Source organism: Erythrobacter sp. S158, assembly GCF_057364915.1.
This window is the reverse complement of the sequence record NZ_CP200279.1, coordinates 1,817,555-1,837,911: the sequence shown is the minus strand read 5'-3', so window position 1 is coordinate 1,837,911 and position 20,357 is coordinate 1,817,555. Positions and strand designations below refer to the sequence as shown.

The following is a 20,357-nucleotide window of genomic DNA, read 5'->3' as shown; positions in this document are numbered from 1 at the left end:
GCCGAAATTGCCCTGAGCCCCCTTACTCCTGCGCTAAACATGCCTCGTGGAGGGATTTTTCACCGGTTCAGGGCACTCACCTAAAGGGCCTCTTAACCTTATTGGCCTACTCGGTCTTGACGGGAAACGGACGGGTAGATGCAAACTCAAATCCTAGGACTATTAACACCGATGATGGCGCTGCTCTTCGCAGTGACATTCGCGGTGTTCTGGAAAGCGGGGCGCATGAAGCGTCACGTCCTTGGTTTTGCGATCGGATATCTGTTTTTCGCCGCCGGTTTCCTTGCAACCCATTTGCTCCCGGCTAACGCGTTCTACACGTTCCACCTGACCCAGTTCTTCTATTCGATCGGCTGCGGCATCTTCGTGGTGTCGACCTGCGAACGAGTGGGGCAGCGTCCGTATCTTCCCTTGTTGCTGGGTATCTACATTGCCAATGCGTTGGTTCTGGCGCTCGCGGTCAACTTTACCAACGATGTCGGCCCGCGGCTGATCCTCATCAATATCGGCTACGGCTCGATGTTCCTCGTCAACCTCGTCGCACTGCTTTCGGCACAGCGCAGCGACTGGGTGGACAAGGCGATTATCGCCGTCACCGCGATCCAGGTCGCGGATTTCTTCATTCGTCCTACGCTCACCATGATGTTCGAACAGACGATCCCGGCAGAGGAGTATCGCGGATCGATCTATTATTCGCTGATCGGGCTTGTTCTTGGCGTTAAGTCGATTGCAGGTGCCATGGTCCTGATGGGAGCAACCATCGTTGAATGGACCAATTCACTGCGCGAAAGCAGCGACAAGGACCCCCTGACCGGCCTCAACAATCGCGCCGCGTTCGAAGAAGCGATGGGCCGCATCATCCCGCGCGCTCACACCGAAGACAAGCCTTTCAGCCTTGTCGTTGCCGATATCGACCACTTCAAGCAGGTGAACGACATCTGGGGTCACCAGGCAGGCGACAGCGCGATTTCGGGCTTTGGCAAGTTGATCCAGGAAACGATCCGCGGCTGCGATACGGCAGGCAGGATCGGCGGCGAAGAGTTCTGCGTAGCCGTCTGGAATTGCCCCAACGAACCCGCTGAGCGCCTCGCAGACCGGATCAGGACTGCGTTTGCGCGGCTCGAGCATGACGGGCTGAACGACGACATTCGACTAACGGCAAGCTTTGGCGTTGCGACGGTACGAGAAGGCGAGTCCTACGAACGCCTCTTCGCCCGTGCTGATGCTGCGCTCTATCGCGCCAAATCGAACGGTCGGAACAGGGTCGAGAACGACGATAACAAAGCTCAATCCGTGGTTCAGGGCTCTGAACGCGAGCCCACCAATGCGCGAGGGTCGGAGCAGCAGGCGCCAAGCCGCGAGCCTGAGCTTGTCGAGCTCAAGAGTGCAGGCGGCAAGGGATAGCCTTCTGGACAGTGGGGCGCTGCGCGACTAGCGCTAGCCTCCATGAAAACGACGCTCCTTTCGGCCACCGCCGCTGCCGCCATCCTTCTGACAACTCCCGCTTTTGCCGAGGCTCACCAAGACGCGAGGCAGGCGCCTTCGCTCGAAGAGGTCGCCGATATGGCGCTCGAAAGCGACACCTATGCGTGGGACTTCGTCGAGGGGATCACCACCGAAGTCGGGCCGCGACAGGCGGGCACAGAAGCCGAAGCACGCGGCCGCAAATGGGCGATGGACTGGATGACGAAGCATGGCTTTGCCAACGTCGCCGATGAGCCGTTCGAGATGGAAACCTGGGTTCCGGGCGACATCCACCGCGCCGAGATTACGAGCCCATTCCCTCAACCGCTTGTGATCCAGCCTCTGGGCGGAAGCGCTTCGACCGGGCCTGATGGCATCACCGCCGAAGTCGTTATGTTCGAGAACACAGCCGCGCTCGCCGCCGCTCCGATGGGCAGCCTTGAGGGCAAGATCGCCTATATCAGCCACGCGATGACACCGACGCAGGACGGTTCGCAATATGGCTTTGCGGGCCCCGCGCGCTGGGTCGGCGCGCAGCTTGCCAAGGAACGCGGCGCGGTCGCAACCGTGATCAAGTCGGTCGGCACAGACTATCACCGCAACCCGCATACCGGTGGCACGACGTTCCGCACCGCTGAAGGCGGATCGGATGTGGGCCGTCCTGTGCCGACCCCGGCTGGCGCACTCACGCTGCCCGACGCGGCGAACCTTGAGCGCATGTTCGAGCGCGCCGATGGCCGCCCGATCATGATGAAACTGACGCTGACGCCTGAAAACCTCGGGACCACGCTCAGCGGCAATGTCGTTGGCGAGATCGTAGGCCGCAATCCCTCGCTCCCACCGGTGCTGGTGGCATGCCACATCGACAGCTGGTGGAACGCGCCCGGAGCTTTCGACGATGGCGCAGGCTGCGGGATCGTCGCCGCCGCCGCGCTCAACGTCGCCAAGAGCGGCCAGCCGCTGCGCACGATCAGGGTGCTGATGGCGGGCGCAGAAGAAGTCGGCCTGTTCGGATCGAGCGCGTACTCCGAGGCTCACATCGACGAGAAGATCGGCGTTGGGCTCGAAAGCGATTTCGGTGCGGACCGGATCTGGCGGTTTGAGAGCAATTTCCGCGAGACCAACGAAGGCCTGCACAACCGGCTGGCTGCTTCGGTCGCGCGGTTCGGGGTTGCGAATTCGACCATCGTTGCGCGCGGCGGGGCGGACATCAACATCTCGCGCGATCAAGGCGGGGCGATCATCGACCTCCAGCAGGATGGAACGCGCTATTTCGACCTGCACCACACGCCCGACGACACACTCGACAAGATCGACCCGGTGCAGCTGCGCCAGAATGTCGCGGTGTGGACACAGGTCGTGGGCATCCTCGCGAACGAAGCGAGGTCGATCCAGACCGGCGGCATCATGCCGAGCGCGCCTGCGATCATGGACGCCGAGTAAGCGTTAGACGCCGATCAGCCCGCTGGTCGGGCTCGCGCTTCTGCCCGGGAAAAGCTGCGCCATCGCGCGAGCCGGGTCGAGCTGCATATGCTCGGCAAGAGCGCCTGCGAGCACGCTTTCAAGCGCGATTGTGGGCCTCAAGTCGCGGCCTTCGTGAAGCTGGCTGGGCGCAAGTCCCGGCCAGTCGGCAAGCACGCGCCCACCCTTGACCGCGCCGCCCATAAGTAGCGCCGCACCTCCGGTGCCGTGGTCGGTGCCACCTGTGCCGTTGAGGCTGGCGGTGCGCCCGAACTCGGTTGCGACGACGACCAGGGTGTCATTCCAGTTGCCCCCGACGCCCTTGCGGTAGGCGCCGAGCAGCGTGTCGAGCTGCCGCGCTGCGCGTGCGAAAGCGCCGCGCTGGTTGGCGTGGGTGTCCCATCCGCCAAGCTCGATCATCGCGATCTGCGCCGCGCCTTCGCCGTTCATCAGCGAAGCGGCAAGCTCGCCTGCGGCCTCTGCATCGCGCAGGTTTCGCATGGCGCTGTCGCCCGCCATCGCCTGCGTTTCCAAGGCACGCGTCCACAGGGCGCCTAGCTGCGGGTCGCCCTCGTAGAGCAGTCCCACACGTTCCATAAACGCATCGCTCGCCTGCGGCAGCGCGCTTGGCGCGTAGCTCGAGGCAGGGGCATCACCGCGCAGGGCGAGCGGCATGGTAGGCGCGATGGCGAGGGCTCGGGGTGGCTCGGTGCCGCCGTCCACCGCGATCATTCCGACAAGCCGGTTGAGCCACCCATCGCGCGCCGCGTAAGGGCTTGCTCCGCCGGTTTCGAGCATGTTCTGCCCGTCAAAATGCGAGCGCTCGCGATAGGCTGTCGCGGTGGCGTGCACGAACAGAGCATCGCCCGAAGCGTATGCGTCGACGACGCGCTGGAATGCCGGATGGATCGCGAACATGGTGTCGGCGCGCATGGCGCTCTCATAGTCGCCAAGGCTCGCCTCGCGCAGAGCCGCAAAGCCGGGATCGCCTATCGGTGCGGCCATCGCCATTCCGTCCGCTGCGCCGCGGAGCAGCACGAACAGCAGCTTTTTGGAGCCGGTTCCTTGCGCAAACGCCATCTTCGGCAACGTCAATCCAGCGGAAAGCGCCAGCGATCCGGCGAGCATCGTGCGGCGGTTCAGGTTCATCGTCATGGCTCTTCTACCTCCGCATCATTTCGGGTGAGACCAGCAGCAGTCCAAGCGCCTGATGCCCGCTTTCCGCGCGCGCCAGCCAGGTGCGGGTGTGGTCTGAAAGCGCACCGGGGAAGGCGCGCTCGGCATGCTCAAGAACAGTGTCGGTGCGCACGTTGCGCGCAATGCGCTCAGCCAGTTCGACGCGGCGGAACAGCGCATCAGGCCCGGCCCAGCTGCCTTCGAGATCGTCGTAGCCAGCAGGGGAGGGCGCGCGCCACGGCAATTGTCCCAACTGGTCGAGCGCGCCCGAGATGCGCCGGAAATCGAGGTCATCGACGCCGGTAAGGCGCAGGCTCGCGACGAGCCATTCGAATGGCTGGCGATATTTGACCGGGCCAGCCACCCAGCTTTCCGGCGCTTCGACAAGGGTGCGGGTGAGGCTCGCAAGGTCGCCTCCGGTGGCGAGGAAATCCTTCTCCAGCTTTGCGACAAGGCTTGCAGGCGGTTCATCGCCTGCAAAGTGTCGCGCGAGCTTCGCCGCGATGAAGCGCGCGGTCGATGGGTGGCGCGCAAGGTCGCCGATCACGTCGAGCGCCTGGTCCGATCCGCTGTCGCGATAGGTCCGCCCCATGATTTGCCGCGCCCCCGGCTCATGCGCGGGTGCCACGAAGGCAGCGCCGTTGGGTTTGTCCTCTGCAAACTGATCGATCCTGCCGATCCCGGAAACCGTCCAACCTGTTAGCGCCTTGGCGAACTCGGTCACGTCGCCCTGCGAATACCCGCCATCGACGCCCAGCGTATGCAGCTCGAAGATCTCGCGCGCGAGGTTCTCGTTGAGCCCCTGCGGCCCGCCACCAATGCCCTGCTGCCTGCGCCTGCGAAACTGCATGAAGCGTGAGCTCGGCCCGACCGACTGGAACTGGTCGAGGTAGAGCAGCATCGCAGGGTGCAGCACCGCGGCCTTGAGCATGTCGGAAAAGCGCCCGAAGACATGCGGGCGGATCGCGTCGAATTCGTGCGCGCCAACCTGATAATGCGTGCCGGGCTTCTGCGCGCTGACGCTGAAATGGTTGGCCCAGAAATGCACCATCCGCTCGGCAAAGGGCGTGTCGCTTCCAATCGCGACATTGGTGCGCAGCGCGATATCGGTGCGAAGGAATCGGCCTGCGCTCATATAGGATTGGCGCACTTCGGACGGGATCGCTTCGTCTCCCATCGATATGTCCGTCAGCGCCGTATCGCCGCCGCTGCGCTGGCGTTCACGCCGCAACCGCCGCAGCATTTCGAGGATTTCGCCCGGCTTCTCAGACACATCCTCGCGCGCGGCAATCGCGGCAGGAGTGGGTTCGAAACGCTCCATCTGGCGTAGCAGGTATTGCCGTGCATCGTCGGGCGGGCTGTCGCCCGAGCGGATACCGTAGCCAAAGCGGTTGAGGGCAATGTGCGCGGAAATGTCGGTGCTCATCTCTTCCCTTTCCTCGAAAAGAGAAGGTGCCTGAGAGCCGCGCTCAAGTCACGTCGCTGCTCGTCGCAAATTGTCGCGGGGGCGCCACGAGCCTAGTTGGCAGGCAACTCGCCGCTGTCGAGCATGGCGGGAACATCGCTCGCACGCACGATCTCGGAATACTTGGCGCCCAGATCGCGCAGGTTTGAGCCGTGCAGTTCGTCATCGCGGTCTGCGCAGGCGTCGGAGATCGTGATCGGCACGAACCCATGTTGCAGCGCATCCAAGGCGCTCGCTCTCACGCAGCCGGAGGTCGAGAAACCGCCGATATAGAGCGTGTCGACGCCGTGATCGTGCAGCCAATCGTCAAGCGCGGTGCCGAAGAAGGCGGATGGGTATTGCTTGAAGAAGACCGGTTCTTCGCCGTGCGGGCTCAATTGTTCGGGGAACGAGCCTGCGGTGGTGTCGCCGACGAAAATCTCAAGCGCGGGCACCTTGCGAAAGAAGTGCCCGCCATCGCCGGCGCCCTCCGAATAGCGAACCCCGGTCCAGATAACGGGGAGCCGGCGCTTGCGAAACTCGTCAGCCAGTTGCGCCATGTGCGACACCGCCGCGCTGCCGCTTTCGAGGAACAGCGGGAAAGCGGGCTCGACATAGGCGCGCACCGGATCGACCAGCAGGAGCGCCGGGGACTTGCCGGGGGTGAGCTTTCCCGCAAAGGCGCCGTCCCAGTCGGTCACTCAGATCGCCGCGCTTTCAGTGAGTTTAGCCATCTCTGCCTCACCCATGCCGAGCAGTTCTGCAAACACTTCCGCATTGTGCTGGCCCGGCGTCGATGGGGCGGGGCGGCGCACGCCCGATGGGGTGGCGGAGAGCTTGGGAAAGGCGTTCTGCATCTTGAGGGGGCCGTGCTTTTCGGTTTCGACTTCGATGATGGCCTCGCGCGCCTGGAAGTGCGGGTCAGCGATCATGTCGGGTGCGCGGTAGACGCGGCCTGCGGGGATGGAATGCTCGATCATCGCGGCCTCGACCTCGTCCACGGTCAAGGTGCTGGTCCACATGTTGACCAGCGTGTCGAGGTCGGTCTGGTTCCTGCCGCGCGCGATGTGGGTTGCGTAGCGTTCGTCGGTGGCAAGCTCGGGCTGTCCCATCGCCTGCGCCAGCCGCGCAAAGATCTCGTCCTTGTTCGCGCCGATCATGAAGTGCCCGTCCTTGCACTGATAAACGTTGGACGGCGCAATACCCGGCAGGATCGAGCCGGAACGCTCACGAATAAATCCGTTGTGATCGTATTCGGGCACCAGTCCCTCCATCACCTGCAGGACCGCTTCGTACAAAGCTGTGTCAACCACCTGACCCTGACCCGTTTTCTCGCGGTGATGCAAGGCGGCAAGCACGCCCATCGTGCCGTATGTGGCGCAAAGCGTGTCGCCAATGGAGATGCCCATGCGCGCAGGCGGACGGTCCGGGTCGCCGACGATGTAGCGCCAGCCGCCCATCGCCTCGCCAATTCCGCCGAAACCGGCGCGGTTCGAATAAGGGCCATCCTGACCGTACCCGGACATGCGCGCGATGATGAGACCGGGGTTCTCGTCGAGCAGGATCTTGGGCGAGAGGCCCCATTTTTCGAGCGTGCCCGGCTTGAAGTTCTCGACCAGCACGTCTGCCTTGGCGATCAGCTTGCGGGCGAGCGCCTGACCTTCGGGGATGCGCAGGTTGCAGGTGACCGAGCGCTTGTTGCGCGCGATGACTTCCCACTGGACCTTCTCCTCGCCCTGTCCCCACAAGCGCATCGGGTCGCCCTTTCCTGGCGGTTCGAGCTTGATGACGTCAGCGCCCATGTCGCCGAGCAATTGACCGCAGAAGGGGCCGGCGAGAAGCTGCCCCATCTCGATCACGCGAATATCGTCGAGAGCGCCCATTACTCCGCTGCCTCCCGCATTTCGGAGACGTGCCATTCGGGCTGCTTGGGTGGCTCAAGGCCGGTTTCCTCGAGGCAGTTTTCGCGCAAGCGTTCGATACCGGGGCCGTAATCGAACAACGGCAAGTCGCCGCGCTCGGACCTGATCTTTTCGCGCAAGGCATCAGTCGCGCCTGCGTCGATTGCGCCCGCTTCATCGGCGACAACGCCGTAATGCCTCGCGCCTTCGGGCGTCACGAGACCCTGCCGGATTTCGAGGCCGACCAGTTCGGGATCGCGTTCGAGCGGGTCGCCCCAGCCGCCGCCGCCCCAGGTGATGAAGTGGAGAAGATCGCCTTCCTTCACTTCGACGTCCTCGATCTTGTTGCCGACGATCTCGGTAGTGCCATCGGCGCGTTCGAGCACTTTCTTCGCGCGCATCCCCGGATGCCCGCCATTAACGCCCCATGGGGGCACGAACCATCGGTCGTCGTGGATCGCAATCGCGCCATCGGCGAGGAAGCGATAGGTCATGTGGATACCGTTCCCGCCGCGGTGAAGCCCTGCGCCGCCGCTGTCCGGCTCGGTCGAATAGCGCTCGATCCGCAGCGGGAAATAGCGTTCCAGAAACTCGTTGGGCACGTTGGTAAAGCCCGGCCAGAGCGAGTGGCCGTCGGGCCCATCGCCAAGCGGACGACCGGGAATGCCGCCAAAGCCGATCTGGAACAGCTGGTACCATTCGCGCTCTTTTCCGCCCCTTTCGTCCCAGCCTGAATAGAACAGGTGGGGAGAGGAGCTGAAACCCGCCGCATTGAGGAATTCGGGCGTCTTCTGGCCCAATAGTCCCCCGAGAATGTCGAAAATGCGGCCGAGCGCGTGGGTGCGACCCGACAGGGCTGCCGGGAACTTGGGTTTGAGGAGCGAGCCTTCGGGAATGCGCACTTCGATAAGGTCGTAGAACCCATCGTTGAACATGATCTGCGGGTCGAAGACCATGATCATGTAGATCCCGAAGAACATCTTGAACATGTTCTCGTTGAGGTAGAAATTGATCGAAGCGGCGGATTGCGGATCGGTCCCGTCAAAGTCGAGAATGACCTTCTCGCCCTCGCGCCACATCGCGCATTTGATCTTGTAGGGGCCAAAGCCCTTACCGTCGTCGCAGATGTAATCCTCGAAGCTCACCGGCTCCTCGGCGACTGCCATGCCGATCAGCGCCTTCATCGCGCGGTGGTTGCGGTCGAGCAGTTCCTGCGTTGCCGAATAATAGACATCGTCGCCGAAGCGGCCTGCCATTTCGATCACGCGGTTGGCGGCAACGCGGCAGCTTGCGATGAGAGCGTTGAGGTCGGCCTGGCACCAGTCGGGCTTGCGGGTCTGGTGCATGACGAGCTTCATCAGGTCGTCATTATATTCGCCCTTGCGCCAGATCTTGACTGGCGGAATGCGCACGCCTTCCTCGAAAATCGAGGAAGCGCCGATGGGCATCGAGCCGGGGACCATCCCGCCGATATCCGACTGGTGGCCGAACATCGCGGTGTAGGCGATGAGCCGCCCATCCTTGAACACGGGCAGCAGGATCAGCCAGTCGTTCGAGTGACTGATCGCGCCTTCGCAGGAATAGGGATCGGAGAGGAAGATCATGTCGCCATCTTCCAGTGTCCCGTCGAACCCGCGCAGGAAGCCGTCGATGAAACTGCCGAACTGGCCAACGATCATCTTGCCCGAAGGGTCGGCGATCAGTGGGAAACTGTCGCCCTGTTCGCGGATGCCGGGGCTCATCGCGGTGCGCACCAGCGTCGCGTCCATCTCGATCCGCGCGTTTCGAAGCGCGTTTTCGATGATGTCGAGCGTGACCGGGTCGATTTCGACGCGCTCGAACGGCTTGTCGTTGGTCTCGATAATAGTCGCGGGCATGGCTCAGCCCTCCTTATCGGGGTTGATGAGGATGTTGCCGACCGCGTCGATCGTCGCGGTGCAGCCGCTTTCGACGAGGGTGGTCGAATCCATCTCGGTGATGATGGCAGGGCCGGGGATGCGGTCGCCTTGTCGCAGCTTCGCGCGGTTGTAGATTACGGCTGGCTGCTCACGCCCGTCCATCCAGACCGTGTGGTCGCGGATTTTTGCGGCGCTCGGATCGCCATCGCCTTTGTCGAGTTCGTTGGCTGGAAGGGCGGGGGCCTCCCCCAATGCAACGGCGCGAAGATTCACGATCTCGTGCGGGGTATCCATGTTGAAAGTGAAGAGCCTCAGGTGCTCTTCGTCGAACCGGGCAAGAATGCCCTCGATCCCATCGGCATCGAGCACAGCCTTGTCGATGGTCAGCGGCACTTCAAAGGCTTGCCCTGCATAGCGCACATCGACCTCGAACTGGGTGGTGATCTGTTCTTCGGGCACGCCATCGGCGAGCAATTCACCGCGCGTCTGCTCGGCCATCTCGTCAAGCACTGCGACGAGGTCGGCCACCGAGGTATCGCGCGCAAGCCGCGAAAAACTGCGCGCCGTTTCAGTCCGCATTTGCGTGGTCGCATCACCCAGAGCGCAGAGCACGCCGGGGGAGACGGGAGAGACCGCAGGCCAGCTTCCCATCAGTTTCGCCACGGCGTTCACATGCAGCGGGCCAGCCCCGCCAAAGCCCATAAGCGCAAATTCGCGCGGGTCGTAGCCCTGCTGAACGCTGATCATGCGCAGCGCGCCGAACATGTTCTCGTTCACAATGTCGATGATCCCGCGCGCAGCCTCCATCAAGCTCACGCCCAGCGCATCGGCAATCGTCTGCACCGCCGCCTTTGCGCCCTCACGATCGAGCTTGAAACTGCCGCCGAGCAGGTCTTCGGGAAGATAACCGAGCACGACATTGGCATCGGTCACGGTCGGAAGCTCTCCGCCCTTGTTGTAGGCAACCGGACCGGGGACCGCGCCCGCGCTTTCCGGGCCAACGCGCAGCGCTCCGGTGAGTTCGGGGACGTGCGCAATCGAGCCGCCGCCTGCGCCCACGGTCTTCACGTCGAGCGCCGATGCACGCACCGACAAGTGCCCGACCTCGGTCGTGCGCACGCGGCGGGCCTCAAGCCCTTCGATCAGTGCCACATCGGTCGAAGTGCCGCCGACATCGAGCGTGAGGATGTTCTCAAGCCCCGCATTCTGCGCGACCCACTTCGCGCCCGTCACCCCGCCAGCAGGGCCGGACATGAGGATGTTGACCGGGTGCTCTTCAGCCTTGTGGCTCGACATGAGCCCACCATCGGAACGCAGCAGCGATAGCCGCCCCTCGACGCCTTCGTCTTCCAGCTTGGTGCGCAGGTTGGAGACATATTTGCTCACCACCGGACGCACCGCCGCATTGGCGACGGTTGAAAGCGTGCGCTCATATTCCTGCATTTCGGGCAGCACTTCGTGGCTGAGCGATACGGGGATGCCGGGCAGTTCCTCGGCTGCGATCTCGCCGATGCGCTTTTCATGCGCGCCGTTCACATAGGCGTTGATGAGGCTGACGGTCAGCGCCTCGATCCCCTGATCCTTGAGTTTGCGCAGCGCGGCACGAACTGCGTTCTCGTCGAGCGGGCGCACTTCATCGCCGTCCGCTCCCATGCGCCCCGGAACTTCGACCGTGTCTTCGAGATGTGCGAGCGGCTGGGGCTTGGGCCACACGATCCACGCGGCAAGCCCGCCGGGCACGAAACTGCGCGCGATCTGCATGATGTCGCGGTAGCCTTCGGTGGTGACGAGGCCGACCTTCGCACCCTTGCCTTCGAGCACCGCGTTTGTCGCAACGGTCGTGCCGTGGAGGAAGTAACTGATTTCGCTTGGGCTAACGCCCGCTTCCTCGGTGATCGCCTTCACCCCGTTGAGGATACCCTCGGAGCTGTCATGCGGCGTCGAGGGGGTCTTGTGCCGCCAGAAACGGCCATTGGCCTCATCAAACAGCAGGAGGTCGGTGAACGTGCCGCCGACATCAACGCCCAATCTGTAAGTCATATATTCTCCGCGTGGGATCTGATGGAGAGAGTGTGAGTGGTGCTTGCCTTCGTCTCAGGCAGCCTTTGCAACGAGAGAGGGGAGAGAGCGGCCAAGGACCGCGCTAAAACTGCGATTAGCGGCGATGGCGGCATCCAGGTCGATGCCCGTGGCCACGCCCGACTGCTGCATCAGGTAGATAAGGTCCTCGGTCGCGATGTTACCCGTGGCGTTGGGCGCAAAGGGACAGCCGCCAAGCCCTCCTAGCGATGCATCGAATGTGCGTACGCCAGCTTCGTAAGCCGCCCAGGCATTGGCGATGCCAGTCCCGCGCGTATTGTGGAAATGGCAGCGCATCGGGATCTTGCCGCCGAGAAGGTCTCCAAGCTGTCCGAACAGGTCCGTGACCTGCGATGGAACGCCGACACCGATCGTATCGGCAAGCGCGATCTCCTCCGGGCCTTCGCTTGCCAGTTCCTCGGCGATGCGAAGCACGGTTTCGGATTTGACTTCGCCTTCGAACGGGCATCCGAAAGCGGCGCTGATCGTGACTTGTGCGCGCAGACCCTCGGCCTTGGCGAAACGGATCATGTCGCGGTTTTCTGCGATCCCTTCGTCGATGGTCTGGCCCTGGTTCTTTATGCCAAACGTATCGCTCGCCACGACTACGCAGCCCGCCTGATCTATCCCGCGCTTTCCGCCCTCGCGCGTTGCAAGGCCGCGCATGATACCGCGCTTGTTGAGCGTGAGACCGATGTAAGTGACGTCGCCGCGGTCGGGCAGAGCTTCGATTACGGCCTCGGCATCGGCCATTTGCGGGACCCGATTAGGGTGAACGAAGCTAGCGACCTCCAACCGCCGCGCGCCGTAGTTGATCATGGCATTGATCAGGTCAAGCTTGGCGGCTGTTGGCACCGTCTCAGGCTCGTTCTGCAACCCGTCACGCGGACCAACCTCGACCAATTCGATTGCGGGTGCGGAACTATTGGAAGTTTCTGTATACATTTGTGTCACGCTGCACTTTCAACGCTGGCGAGGCCGCGATGCGCATCGGCGTATACGTGGAAGGCGCGGCGGATATGCCCGGCCATGATCGCCTCGGCCCAGGGGCCATCCTTGCGCGCAAATGCAGAGAGCAGGTCGTCATGCTCGTTATGCGACCGGTTGAACGCCTCTGCGCCATAATGCTGCGCCGTGCGCCAGACGACCGGTTGTTCGATCAAGGCGCTAAGCAAAGTGGTGAGCCTGCGCGAATCGGCTGCTTTGAGGATGAGCTCGTGGAATTGCTTGTTGTGTTCGAGGAAGCCCGCGATATCCGGATCGGGCCGCTTCTGAATCGCGGCGCAAAGCCTTGTATTTATTTGCCTTAGATCGTCCAGAACCTGCGGCGTCATGCGTTCGGCAGCGCGCCTCGCAGCGTGTCCTTCCATCATCGCGCGAAGCTCGAATGCATCGGCGACATCATCCACTGACCAGTCCGCGACGAAGCTGCGCTGGGATTCGTTCTTGCGAACAAGCAGCTCAGCTTCGAGTCGCCGCAAGGCGTCACGGACGGGTGTTCGGGACACTCCGCAACGCTCCGCCAAGGTCTCCTCGCTCAGCTGCTCTCCGGGGGAAAGTTCCCCCGAAAGCACCATCGCTCGAATGGTCTCGTATGCAAGATCGGATGCCTTCGCCACAATCGCCCCAGCTATTGACTCGGACAAATTGTATACAATAAGAAGCGAACAACGCAACCGGTTCGAGGTGAGGGGTCAATCGACGGATTGGACGCGGGTGAGAATTTGCGCGGTTTGGGGAATGGGCGATCCTGACCTCCAGCGGCGTGCCTTCCATTCACGGCTCTGGGGAACTGATAATGCGCAATTTTAAGACCATCCTTGCAGGCAGTGTCGCCATCGGCGCGTTGCTTCCGCTCACTCCAGCGATGGCCCAGCAAACGGCGACCGCCGCCGCGAGCGAAGACGACAATGCGATCATCGTGACTGCTCGCCGCCAGTCGGAAACGCTGGCCGAGGTACCCTCCGCTGTCACCGTCTTCACCGCAGACGCGATCCAGGCCGCAGGTATCGAGAACGCTGATGACTTTGCGCAGCTTACTCCCGGCGTCACGATCGTCACTGGCACCGCGGAAGCGGGCGACACGCAGATCAACATTCGCGGCATCAACGGCGCGCGCGATGCGGAAAGCTCGGTTGCTCTGGTCGTCGACGGCATCCTCAAGACCAACACCGCGCAGCTCAATCAGGACCAGGGCACGCTGCGTCAGATCGAAATCTTGAAGGGTCCGCAAGGCGCGCTCTACGGGCGCAATGCAGCGGCTGGCGCAATTGTCATCCAGACGTTGAAGCCGTCAGACCGGCTTGAAGCAGGCGGACTTGTCTCCTTTGCCGAGGACAACACCTACCGCGCCAACGGCTATATCTCGACGCCGGTCGGCGAGGGTGCTGGCATCGTTCTGTCGGGTAGCTATTTCCACACCGACGGGTTCTTCTTCAATCGTTTCCTCAACGACGACGTTGTCGACAACCAGGAAACCTTCACAATCGATGGCCGCTTCGTCGCGGATATCGGTCCCGATACCGAGCTCGACGTCAAGGCGCGCTACGCCGATGTTCAGGGGGCCTCGATCAACTTCAATGCCTCGTTCCACTTGCCCAATTTCGCGGCGGTCGATCCGACATTCTTTGAGGATGTGAACGAGCACCCGTTCGATTTCTTCGGCAACATCCGCCCGGTGAACGAGCAGGAGACGTTCGAGGTTTCGGCCAAGGTCGAGCATGATTTTGGCGGCCTCGTCCTCACCGCATGGGCGCTCTACAGCGATGTTGACCAGCTGCTGATCGCGGACGGCACCTCGGCTGACTTTGCGCGCTTCACCTTCCCAGGAGCGACGCCGGACTCGGTTGCGGCCTCCAACGCCTGTTTCGCGAGCACCGCGCAGCTGACGGGCTTCCCCATCAACCCGCCGACCTTTATCGGCGCAACCCCCGTGCCGTTCATCTTCGATCCGGTGAATGGTTCGACCTTTGGCGCATACAGCCCCACGACCTGTGACGGCACGCAGCTGCAAATCCGCAATCAGAGCGATTTCAGCGCCGAGGTTCGCTTGGCTTCCGACAATGGCGGTCCGGTTGAGTGGCAGGTGGGCGCATACTTCCTCACCATCGACCGCGAGGTTGGCGTCGCCATCGCAGCGGATCTGGGGCAGGGCGTATCGCGCGAATTGTTCAATCCGGCTGGCTCGTTCAACCCGACCTCGCAATTGTTGAACGATGACTTCTCGACCAACGTCTACGCCGCGTTCGCGTCGGTCGAGTGGGAAGTCAGCGACCGCTTCGATATCAGCATCGCGGGCCGCTATGACATCGAGGACCGTTCAACCAGCAGCCTTGTCCCCGCCGTGCTCGATCCGTTTACAGGCGGTCCGATCAATCCGGGTCAGCAGGTTGTAAACGGCGTCGTCCAGCCGATCCCGGACCAGTCCGAAACCTTCAAGCAGTTCCAGCCGAAGATTTCGCTGCGCTATGAAGTGACGCCCGATCTTAACCTCTACGCCAACTGGGGCATTGGCTTTAAGTCGGGCGGCTTCAACAACCAGGGGTCGGCTGCGATCGTTGACCAGACCTTCAACCAGTTCATCGGCACGAATGTCCTTATCGAGGACCAATTCCGCAAGGAAACCTCCTCTGCCTTCGAAGCGGGGATTAAGGGCGAGCTTCTCGATGGCGCGGTGACGTTCGATCTCGCGGGCTACTACACCGACATCGACGATCTGCAGTTCTTCGAATTCTTCGTCGGACCGTTCGGTCTTTTGCGCGTGGTGTCGAACATCGACGAGGTCGAGATATACGGCGCGGAGATCAATCTGAATGCCAAGCTGCTCGATGGCTGGAGCATTTATGGCTCGGCCAACGTGACCGAGAGCGAGATCAAGGCAAACGCCTCGCGTCCTGTCACGGTCGGTAATCAATCGCCCTACACCGCCGACTATACGATAAATCTCGGCACGCAGGTCGATCTGCCCGTTACGAACACCGTGAACTTCGTCGGTCGCGCCGATTATCGCATCACCGGCCCCACATGGTTCCATACCGTCCAGGATGATACATCACCGACTTTGTTCAGCGGTCTGCTCCCCGGTTCAGCGCTCGCACTGCCAGCCTTCGTAGGCGACGCTGACTATTCGATCACCGAGCGTGACAGCTTCGGCGTGCTTGACGTGCGCGTCGGGGTGGAGATCGACAACATCTCGATCATCGCCTTTGCTGAAAACCTCACCGACGAGCGCTATCTCAATGAAGTCATCCCGGCGATCGAGTTCGGCGGGTCATTCCTTTCGCCGGGCGGCCTGCGCCGCTTTGGCGTGGAGCTTGGCTTCGAATTCTAAGCCAGCGTTCAGCGCAACAGTCACTATCCTGACCCGCTCGGTTACGATCCCACTCCGAGCGGGTCACGATAAACCGGCCCGGGCCGCCCAACGTGGTGGTCCGGGCTTATTCGTTTGTGAGTGCAAAAAGACCGATCCGGTCCAGGATTGAAATGGTCGGGGAGACTGGATTCACATTGCCCTCTTTGATCGGCACTTTATCCACGCTTAGCCCAACAAATAGCCCAACTGTCTCACGGGGTCTCACGGCGTCTCATGCATTCTCGCTATACTTTAGGCTGCAAGTATTAGTCTCTCTGCAATCCGATTGAAAAGCCCAATCTCAACCGCACTTGCGCTCGCATTAGGGTCGAGTTTGCGTACGAGTTCTAGAGGGCAGCCGGTTTCGCGCAGTCGGTCGATGAGCGCATCGGCCTGCGTACGTCCGGCTTGGTTTTCTTCAGCCCAATTCATCACTTCAACTGTCATTGCTCATTGTCCTTTCGGTGGTTGATGCCGAAAGAATAGACGTGAAATAACTAATTGAAAGTGAATGATAAAGGGCACGTTTAAAGTGAGATTTGACGGCGGGTGGCCCAAGCAAAAAGCCACCCGCCGTCATCGATCTCTTCGGAAGCCAACCGACTGGACCGAACCGGCGGGTGAAAGGTTGAAAGCCCGCCGTCGCGCTGGGGACTGGCGCGGGAGAATGGACGCGCCGAGGCCGCAACCGCGCGAAGCTGGGCCTACCGCTGTCCAAGCGGCTTCCTCAAAATGATCCCGCATCACTTGAAGTCAATGAGAAAAGCGATCTCAAGTTTTAGTTGAGAGTATTAACAAAATAGAGGTACTGATTTTCATATCGGATGGAAGAGCCGTTTCCTAGAAAGTGATTCGCACAGCGTGATTACGAAAAGGACGGTTCAATGCTCTTCAATACATCTGAGATCGCGATGGCTACGGCTGTCGCTTGTTCCGAAGGGGCTAAGATTCCGACCTTCGAGCGGCGTGTGGATCACTACCTCAACAATGGCCTTCTCACGGTCGACTCCACGAAGTCCTCTCATCCCAAGTCGGCAAGGCTGCTTTCCGCCGAAGAGGCGTGTCTGGCAGCACTCCTTGCGGCTACCACCGAGATGTTCGATTTCGGCATTCACCTTCAGCGTGCAATTATCGCTGCGGTGCGTCGCTCCACTGTTGGGCTTGGCCCGAAGGCTGGTGCTCGAAAGGCACACGACCTCGCCCGTGCGGTCGAAGGCATCGCCCGCGAAGAGAAGTGGGTCCTCACGCTCTCATGGCGCGGTCGCGAGGACATTGTGGCCCGGTTTGTCCCTCACAGCATGGCTCGCCCCGATGAACGTGCTGAGCTTCTTTTGGCGGCCAGTGGACGTCCCCTCTTCGGGCGATTGATCCTTCCGCTTAACAGTCTCTTCGAGCCATTTGCGCGAAGCCTGCGAGCCTAAAATGCTGACCGCTTTGCTCAATCGTTTCCGGCCTGAGCGCCGGACGGCGTTGCGACGCTTCGATGCAGCCGGTGGCGGACGCCGTTGGGAGGGTACGCCCTCATTCGGTAGTCACGGTGCAGAGACGCTTGCAGCGGCTCCCGTCATCCGCTCACGCGCGCGCCATGCGGTAGCGAACAATCCTCACGCGGCGGCGGCTGTTGAGGCTCTTGTCACCGGCCTGGTGGGCGCGGGCATTACCCCCGCCTCCCGCCATTCGGATGCGACCGCTCGCAAGGCCGTAGGCGAGACCTTTATGCGGTGGAGCAATGGCGCGGATGCGGACGGCCTTACCGACGTATTCGGTTTGCAAGCGGCTATCGCAATGGCGCTCGTGATCGATGGAGAAGCTTTCGCACATCTCACTTTCGGTGAGCGTGGGCTGTCCATTCGCCTCGTGCCCTCAGAGTTCGTGGACGAAGGGTTGAGCCGGGAGCTTGGCGGCGGCGCGCGTATTGTCGCGGGCGTTGAGTTCGCGAGTGACGGCAGGCGCATCGCATATTGGGTCCGGCCCGCAGTTCCAACCGATCTATTCGCCACCGCGCAAGAGCCGGTCCGCATTCCGGCTAGCGAGATGCTGCACGTATACCGGCCAATGGGGGCAGGGCAGGTGCGGGGTATCTCGTGGCTCACTCCGGTACTCCTGAAGCTCTGCGAGATCGATCAGCTTTCCGATGCGCTTCTCGTGGGGGCAAAGACCGCCGCCATGTTCGCGGGCTTCCTGAAGGACGTGAACGGGACGACCTCAGGCGAGAACCCGTTCGAAGGAGATCAGACTGGCAGCATTCTCGAAACCGGACTCGAGCCTGGGACGCTGAAGTACCTGCCCGCTGGCTTCGATATTTCCTTCGCTACACCGCAACAAGCTCAACAGACTTCGGACTTCATGGCAGCCGAGCTTCGCGCCGTCGCCAGTGGTCTAGGCATTCCCGCACACCTCGTTTCGGGGGACCTGAGCGATGCGAACTATTCGAGCCTTCGCGCTTCAATGGTGAGCTTCCGCCAACGTGTCGAGCGCATTCAGAATCACATCCTCATCCCGCAATTCGTCCGGCCCGTTTTTGAGCGAGCCGTGACCGCTGCGGTCCTGTCCGGCGAACTGGACGCGCCGGACTTCGAGCGCGCGCGCGATGAATGGGTGAGCGCTGAGTTTTACCCGCCACGAATGCCATGGGTGGACCCGCAAAAGGACGCAGCGGCGGTCCGCGAAATGCTGGACTCGAAACTCATGTCGCGCCGCCAAGCCATCGCCGAACTCGGCTGGAACATCGAAGCGGTGGACGAAGAGATTGCCGCCGATCGCGCCCGCGAAGCCGAGCTTGGCCTTTCAACTCAAACGGAGACTACCGATGCCCGAGACGCTTGATCTTGTGACCCGCCGTGCCGAGACGCGGCCCACCACCTGGAACGAAGAGGCGCTGACTGTCGAGGCAGTGCTTTCGACTGGCGCGCCTGTGCAACGCCGCGATGCGCGTGGCCCTTATGTCGAGCGGTTGGACCTGAGCACGCTTGCGCTTTCCGAACTCGAAGGCGTTCCGCTGCTTGACGGCCACCGCCAGAGCGGAAGCGAGAACGTGGTGGGGATCATCCAATCGGCCCGCCGTGAAGGTGAAGCTCTCGTGGGCGTCCTCCGCCTGTCGGCAGCCGATGACGCTGCAAACGTCCGCGCCAAGGTTAGCGAAGGGACCTTGCGCGGCGTGAGCGTTGGCTACGCCGTCTCCGCTTTTGAAGATTCGACTGACTCCGACACGGGGCAGCGCGTCCGCACCGCGACTGCGTGGCGCATTCTCGAAGTTTCCCTTGTCGCAATTCCAGCCGACCCATCCGCAAAGATCAGGAGTCATGAAATGCCCGATATTATCGAAGTCCCCAGCGAGGACGTGGTGCAGACGCGCGCCGCAATTCGCCAAATCGCCCAAACGGCTGGCCTTGAGCCGACCTGGGCAGACGAGCAAATCGACAATGGTGCGGACGTGACGGCGGCCCGTGCAGCCGCGTTCGAACACCTCGCCAACCGCGAGACGCCCACCATCCAGACGCAGCGCGGCCCGAACCCCAATCAAGCGGTTATCGCCGAGCGTGCGGCTGAAGGCCTCGCGGCTCGAATGGGCGGTGCTGAGCCTTCGGAAGAGGCACGTCCCTACGCCAATATGGCGCTGATCGATCATGCCCGCTCCGCGCTTCAGGCAGCCGGGGTGGCCGGTCTCAACACCATGTCTCGCGAAGAGATTCTGCATCGCGCGTTACACACCACGAGCGACTTTCCCAACTTGCTCACGGCTTCCGGCAACCGCGTTTTGATGCCCGCCTATCAGGCGGCCTCTTCGCCGATCAAGATGCTTGCTCGGAAGACTAATGCGCCCGACTTTCGCCGGCTCTCGCAACTGAAGATCGGCGACTTCGGGAAGCTCGACAAGGTGAACGAGTCGGGCGAGATCAAGAGCACCACGACTTCGGAAGCGATCGAAGGCTATCGGCTCGAAACGTTCGGACGCATCTTCGGTCTGTCGCGTCAGGCAATCATCAACGATGACCTCAACGCTTTCGGGCGCTGGGCTTCGATGATGGGACAGGCCGCCGCCGAAACCGAAGCCGATCAGCTTATCTCACTCCTTACGGAATCGAACGGCGTTGGGCCGGTGATCCAAGAGACCGGCAACCGGCTCTTCGACGCCGATCATGGCAACCTTGCCAGTGTCGCGGGTGCGCCATCTGTCGATACGTTGAGCGCGGCGCGTCTCGGAATGCGAATGCAGAAGGGGCTTGGCGGAGATAAACCGATCAACGTCACTCCCAAGTATCTCGTGGTCGCGCCCGATCTCGAAACCACCGCCGAGAAGGTGCTTGCCGAGCTTCGCGCCGCCACCGTGGACGAACAGAATCCCTTCAGCGGGCGGCTGGAACTCATGGTGGAAGCGCGTCTCCCCGAAACGGCCTGGTACGTCTTCGCCGATCCGGCAACGGTTCCGGTGCTCGAATACGCCTACCTGTCGAGCGCGCAGGGTCCGCAGCTTTCCAGCCGCGACGGTTGGGAAGTGCTGGGCCGCGAGTTCCGCGTGACGCTCGACTTTGGTTGCGGCGCGGTGGACTACCGTGGCGCTTACCGGAACGCAGGAGCCTAAC

The 20,357-nt window shown here is 62.0% G+C and carries 15 protein-coding genes; 6 read left to right on the top strand and 9 right to left on the bottom strand.

Features of this window, described 5'->3' with window-relative positions:
- The first annotated feature begins 138 nt into the window (after window positions 1–138).
- Entirely contained in the window at window positions 139–1,404 is a 1,266-nt protein-coding gene (locus AC0V6T_RS09050) for a GGDEF domain-containing protein (RefSeq protein ID WP_486126191.1), read from the top strand.
- Window positions 1,405–1,446: 42 nt separating this feature from the next.
- A complete protein-coding gene (locus AC0V6T_RS09045) occupies window positions 1,447–2,907 on the top strand; it encodes a M28 family peptidase (protein WP_486126189.1) in 1,461 nt (486 codons plus the stop codon).
- 3 nt (window positions 2,908–2,910) lie between these two features.
- On the opposite strand, the gene AC0V6T_RS09040 is transcribed toward AC0V6T_RS09045, so the two are convergent.
- From AC0V6T_RS09040 to AC0V6T_RS09005, 8 genes are all read right to left on the bottom strand, one after another.
- On the bottom strand, window positions 2,911–4,080 hold the full coding sequence (locus AC0V6T_RS09040) for a DUF1501 domain-containing protein (RefSeq protein ID WP_486126187.1): 1,170 nt from the start codon (window positions 4,078–4,080) through the stop codon (window positions 2,911–2,913).
- Between the two features lie 7 nt (window positions 4,081–4,087).
- A complete protein-coding gene (locus tag AC0V6T_RS09035; RefSeq protein WP_486126185.1) occupies window positions 4,088–5,527 on the bottom strand; it encodes a DUF1800 domain-containing protein in 1,440 nt (479 codons plus the stop codon).
- A gap of 92 nt (window positions 5,528–5,619) precedes the next feature.
- Window positions 5,620–6,246 carry an isochorismatase family protein gene (locus AC0V6T_RS09030; RefSeq protein ID WP_486126183.1) on the bottom strand — a complete coding sequence of 209 codons (627 nt, stop codon included), beginning with the start codon at window positions 6,244–6,246 and terminating at the stop codon, window positions 5,620–5,622.
- A complete protein-coding gene (locus AC0V6T_RS09025) occupies window positions 6,247–7,464 on the bottom strand; it encodes a CaiB/BaiF CoA transferase family protein (protein ID WP_486126181.1) in 1,218 nt (405 codons plus the stop codon). It abuts the gene before it with no gap.
- A complete protein-coding gene (locus tag AC0V6T_RS09020; protein WP_486126179.1) occupies window positions 7,428–9,323 on the bottom strand; it encodes a hydantoinase B/oxoprolinase family protein in 1,896 nt (631 codons plus the stop codon). The genes AC0V6T_RS09025 and AC0V6T_RS09020 overlap by 37 nt, the downstream gene beginning before the upstream one ends.
- Before the next feature lie 3 nt (window positions 9,324–9,326).
- A complete protein-coding gene (locus AC0V6T_RS09015) occupies window positions 9,327–11,384 on the bottom strand; it encodes a hydantoinase/oxoprolinase family protein (protein ID WP_486126177.1) in 2,058 nt (685 codons plus the stop codon).
- Between the two features lie 54 nt (window positions 11,385–11,438).
- A complete protein-coding gene (locus AC0V6T_RS09010) occupies window positions 11,439–12,368 on the bottom strand; it encodes a hydroxymethylglutaryl-CoA lyase (RefSeq protein ID WP_486126175.1) in 930 nt (309 codons plus the stop codon).
- A 5-nt stretch (window positions 12,369–12,373) separates the two neighbouring features.
- Window positions 12,374–13,042 carry a GntR family transcriptional regulator gene (locus AC0V6T_RS09005; RefSeq protein ID WP_486126173.1) on the bottom strand — a complete coding sequence of 223 codons (669 nt, stop codon included), beginning with the start codon at window positions 13,040–13,042 and terminating at the stop codon, window positions 12,374–12,376.
- 179 nt (window positions 13,043–13,221) lie between these two features.
- Here AC0V6T_RS09005 and AC0V6T_RS09000 point away from each other — a divergent pair, with 179 nt between their 5' ends.
- Window positions 13,222–15,753, top strand: coding sequence for a TonB-dependent receptor (locus AC0V6T_RS09000; protein ID WP_486126171.1), 2,532 nt, complete (start codon window positions 13,222–13,224; stop codon window positions 15,751–15,753).
- A 273-nt stretch (window positions 15,754–16,026) separates the two neighbouring features.
- Here the strand turns inward: AC0V6T_RS09000 and AC0V6T_RS08995 are convergent, their stop codons facing one another.
- Window positions 16,027–16,221 carry a hypothetical protein gene (locus tag AC0V6T_RS08995; RefSeq protein WP_486126169.1) on the bottom strand — a complete coding sequence of 65 codons (195 nt, stop codon included), beginning with the start codon at window positions 16,219–16,221 and terminating at the stop codon, window positions 16,027–16,029.
- 437 nt (window positions 16,222–16,658) lie between these two features.
- On the opposite strand from AC0V6T_RS08995, the gene AC0V6T_RS08990 reads away from it, so the two are divergent.
- From AC0V6T_RS08990 to AC0V6T_RS08980, 3 genes are read left to right on the top strand one after another with little or no spacing between them, the layout of a single operon-like run.
- Window positions 16,659–17,195: a hypothetical protein gene (locus tag AC0V6T_RS08990; RefSeq protein WP_486126167.1), complete on the top strand. Its 537-nt coding sequence runs from the start codon at window positions 16,659–16,661 to the stop codon at window positions 17,193–17,195.
- A gap of 1 nt (window position 17,196) precedes the next feature.
- Window positions 17,197–18,600 (top strand): phage portal protein, encoded by a 1,404-nt coding sequence (locus AC0V6T_RS08985; protein WP_486126165.1) that lies wholly within the window; start codon window positions 17,197–17,199, stop codon window positions 18,598–18,600.
- Window positions 18,584–20,356, top strand: a complete 1,773-nt coding sequence (locus AC0V6T_RS08980) for a prohead protease/major capsid protein fusion protein (protein ID WP_486126163.1) — start codon at window positions 18,584–18,586, stop codon at window positions 20,354–20,356. The genes AC0V6T_RS08985 and AC0V6T_RS08980 overlap by 17 nt, the downstream gene beginning before the upstream one ends.
- Window position 20,357: the final 1 nt, after the last annotated feature.

Bases quoted from the DNA above. Each gene is read 5' to 3' on its own strand.
- AC0V6T_RS09050 (WP_486126191.1), top strand. From the start codon at position 139: ATGCAAACTCAAATCCTAGGACTATTAACACCGATGATGGCGCTGCTC.
- AC0V6T_RS09045 (WP_486126189.1), top strand. From the start codon at position 1,447: ATGAAAACGACGCTCCTTTCGGCCACCGCCGCTGCCGCCATCCTTCTG.
- AC0V6T_RS09040 (WP_486126187.1), bottom strand. From the start codon at position 4,080: ATGACGATGAACCTGAACCGCCGCACGATGCTCGCCGGATCGCTGGCG.
- AC0V6T_RS09035 (WP_486126185.1), bottom strand. From the start codon at position 5,527: ATGAGCACCGACATTTCCGCGCACATTGCCCTCAACCGCTTTGGCTAC.
- AC0V6T_RS09025 (WP_486126181.1), bottom strand. From the start codon at position 7,464: ATGGCACGTCTCCGAAATGCGGGAGGCAGCGGAGTAATGGGCGCTCTC.
- AC0V6T_RS09020 (WP_486126179.1), bottom strand. From the start codon at position 9,323: ATGCCCGCGACTATTATCGAGACCAACGACAAGCCGTTCGAGCGCGTC.
- AC0V6T_RS09015 (WP_486126177.1), bottom strand. From the start codon at position 11,384: ATGACTTACAGATTGGGCGTTGATGTCGGCGGCACGTTCACCGACCTC.
- AC0V6T_RS09010 (WP_486126175.1), bottom strand. From the start codon at position 12,368: ATGTATACAGAAACTTCCAATAGTTCCGCACCCGCAATCGAATTGGTC.
- AC0V6T_RS09000 (WP_486126171.1), top strand. From the start codon at position 13,222: ATGCGCAATTTTAAGACCATCCTTGCAGGCAGTGTCGCCATCGGCGCG.
- AC0V6T_RS08995 (WP_486126169.1), bottom strand. From the start codon at position 16,221: ATGACAGTTGAAGTGATGAATTGGGCTGAAGAAAACCAAGCCGGACGT.
- AC0V6T_RS08990 (WP_486126167.1), top strand. From the start codon at position 16,659: ATGCTCTTCAATACATCTGAGATCGCGATGGCTACGGCTGTCGCTTGT.
- AC0V6T_RS08985 (WP_486126165.1), top strand. From the start codon at position 17,197: ATGCTGACCGCTTTGCTCAATCGTTTCCGGCCTGAGCGCCGGACGGCG.
- AC0V6T_RS08980 (WP_486126163.1), top strand. From the start codon at position 18,584: ATGCCCGAGACGCTTGATCTTGTGACCCGCCGTGCCGAGACGCGGCCC.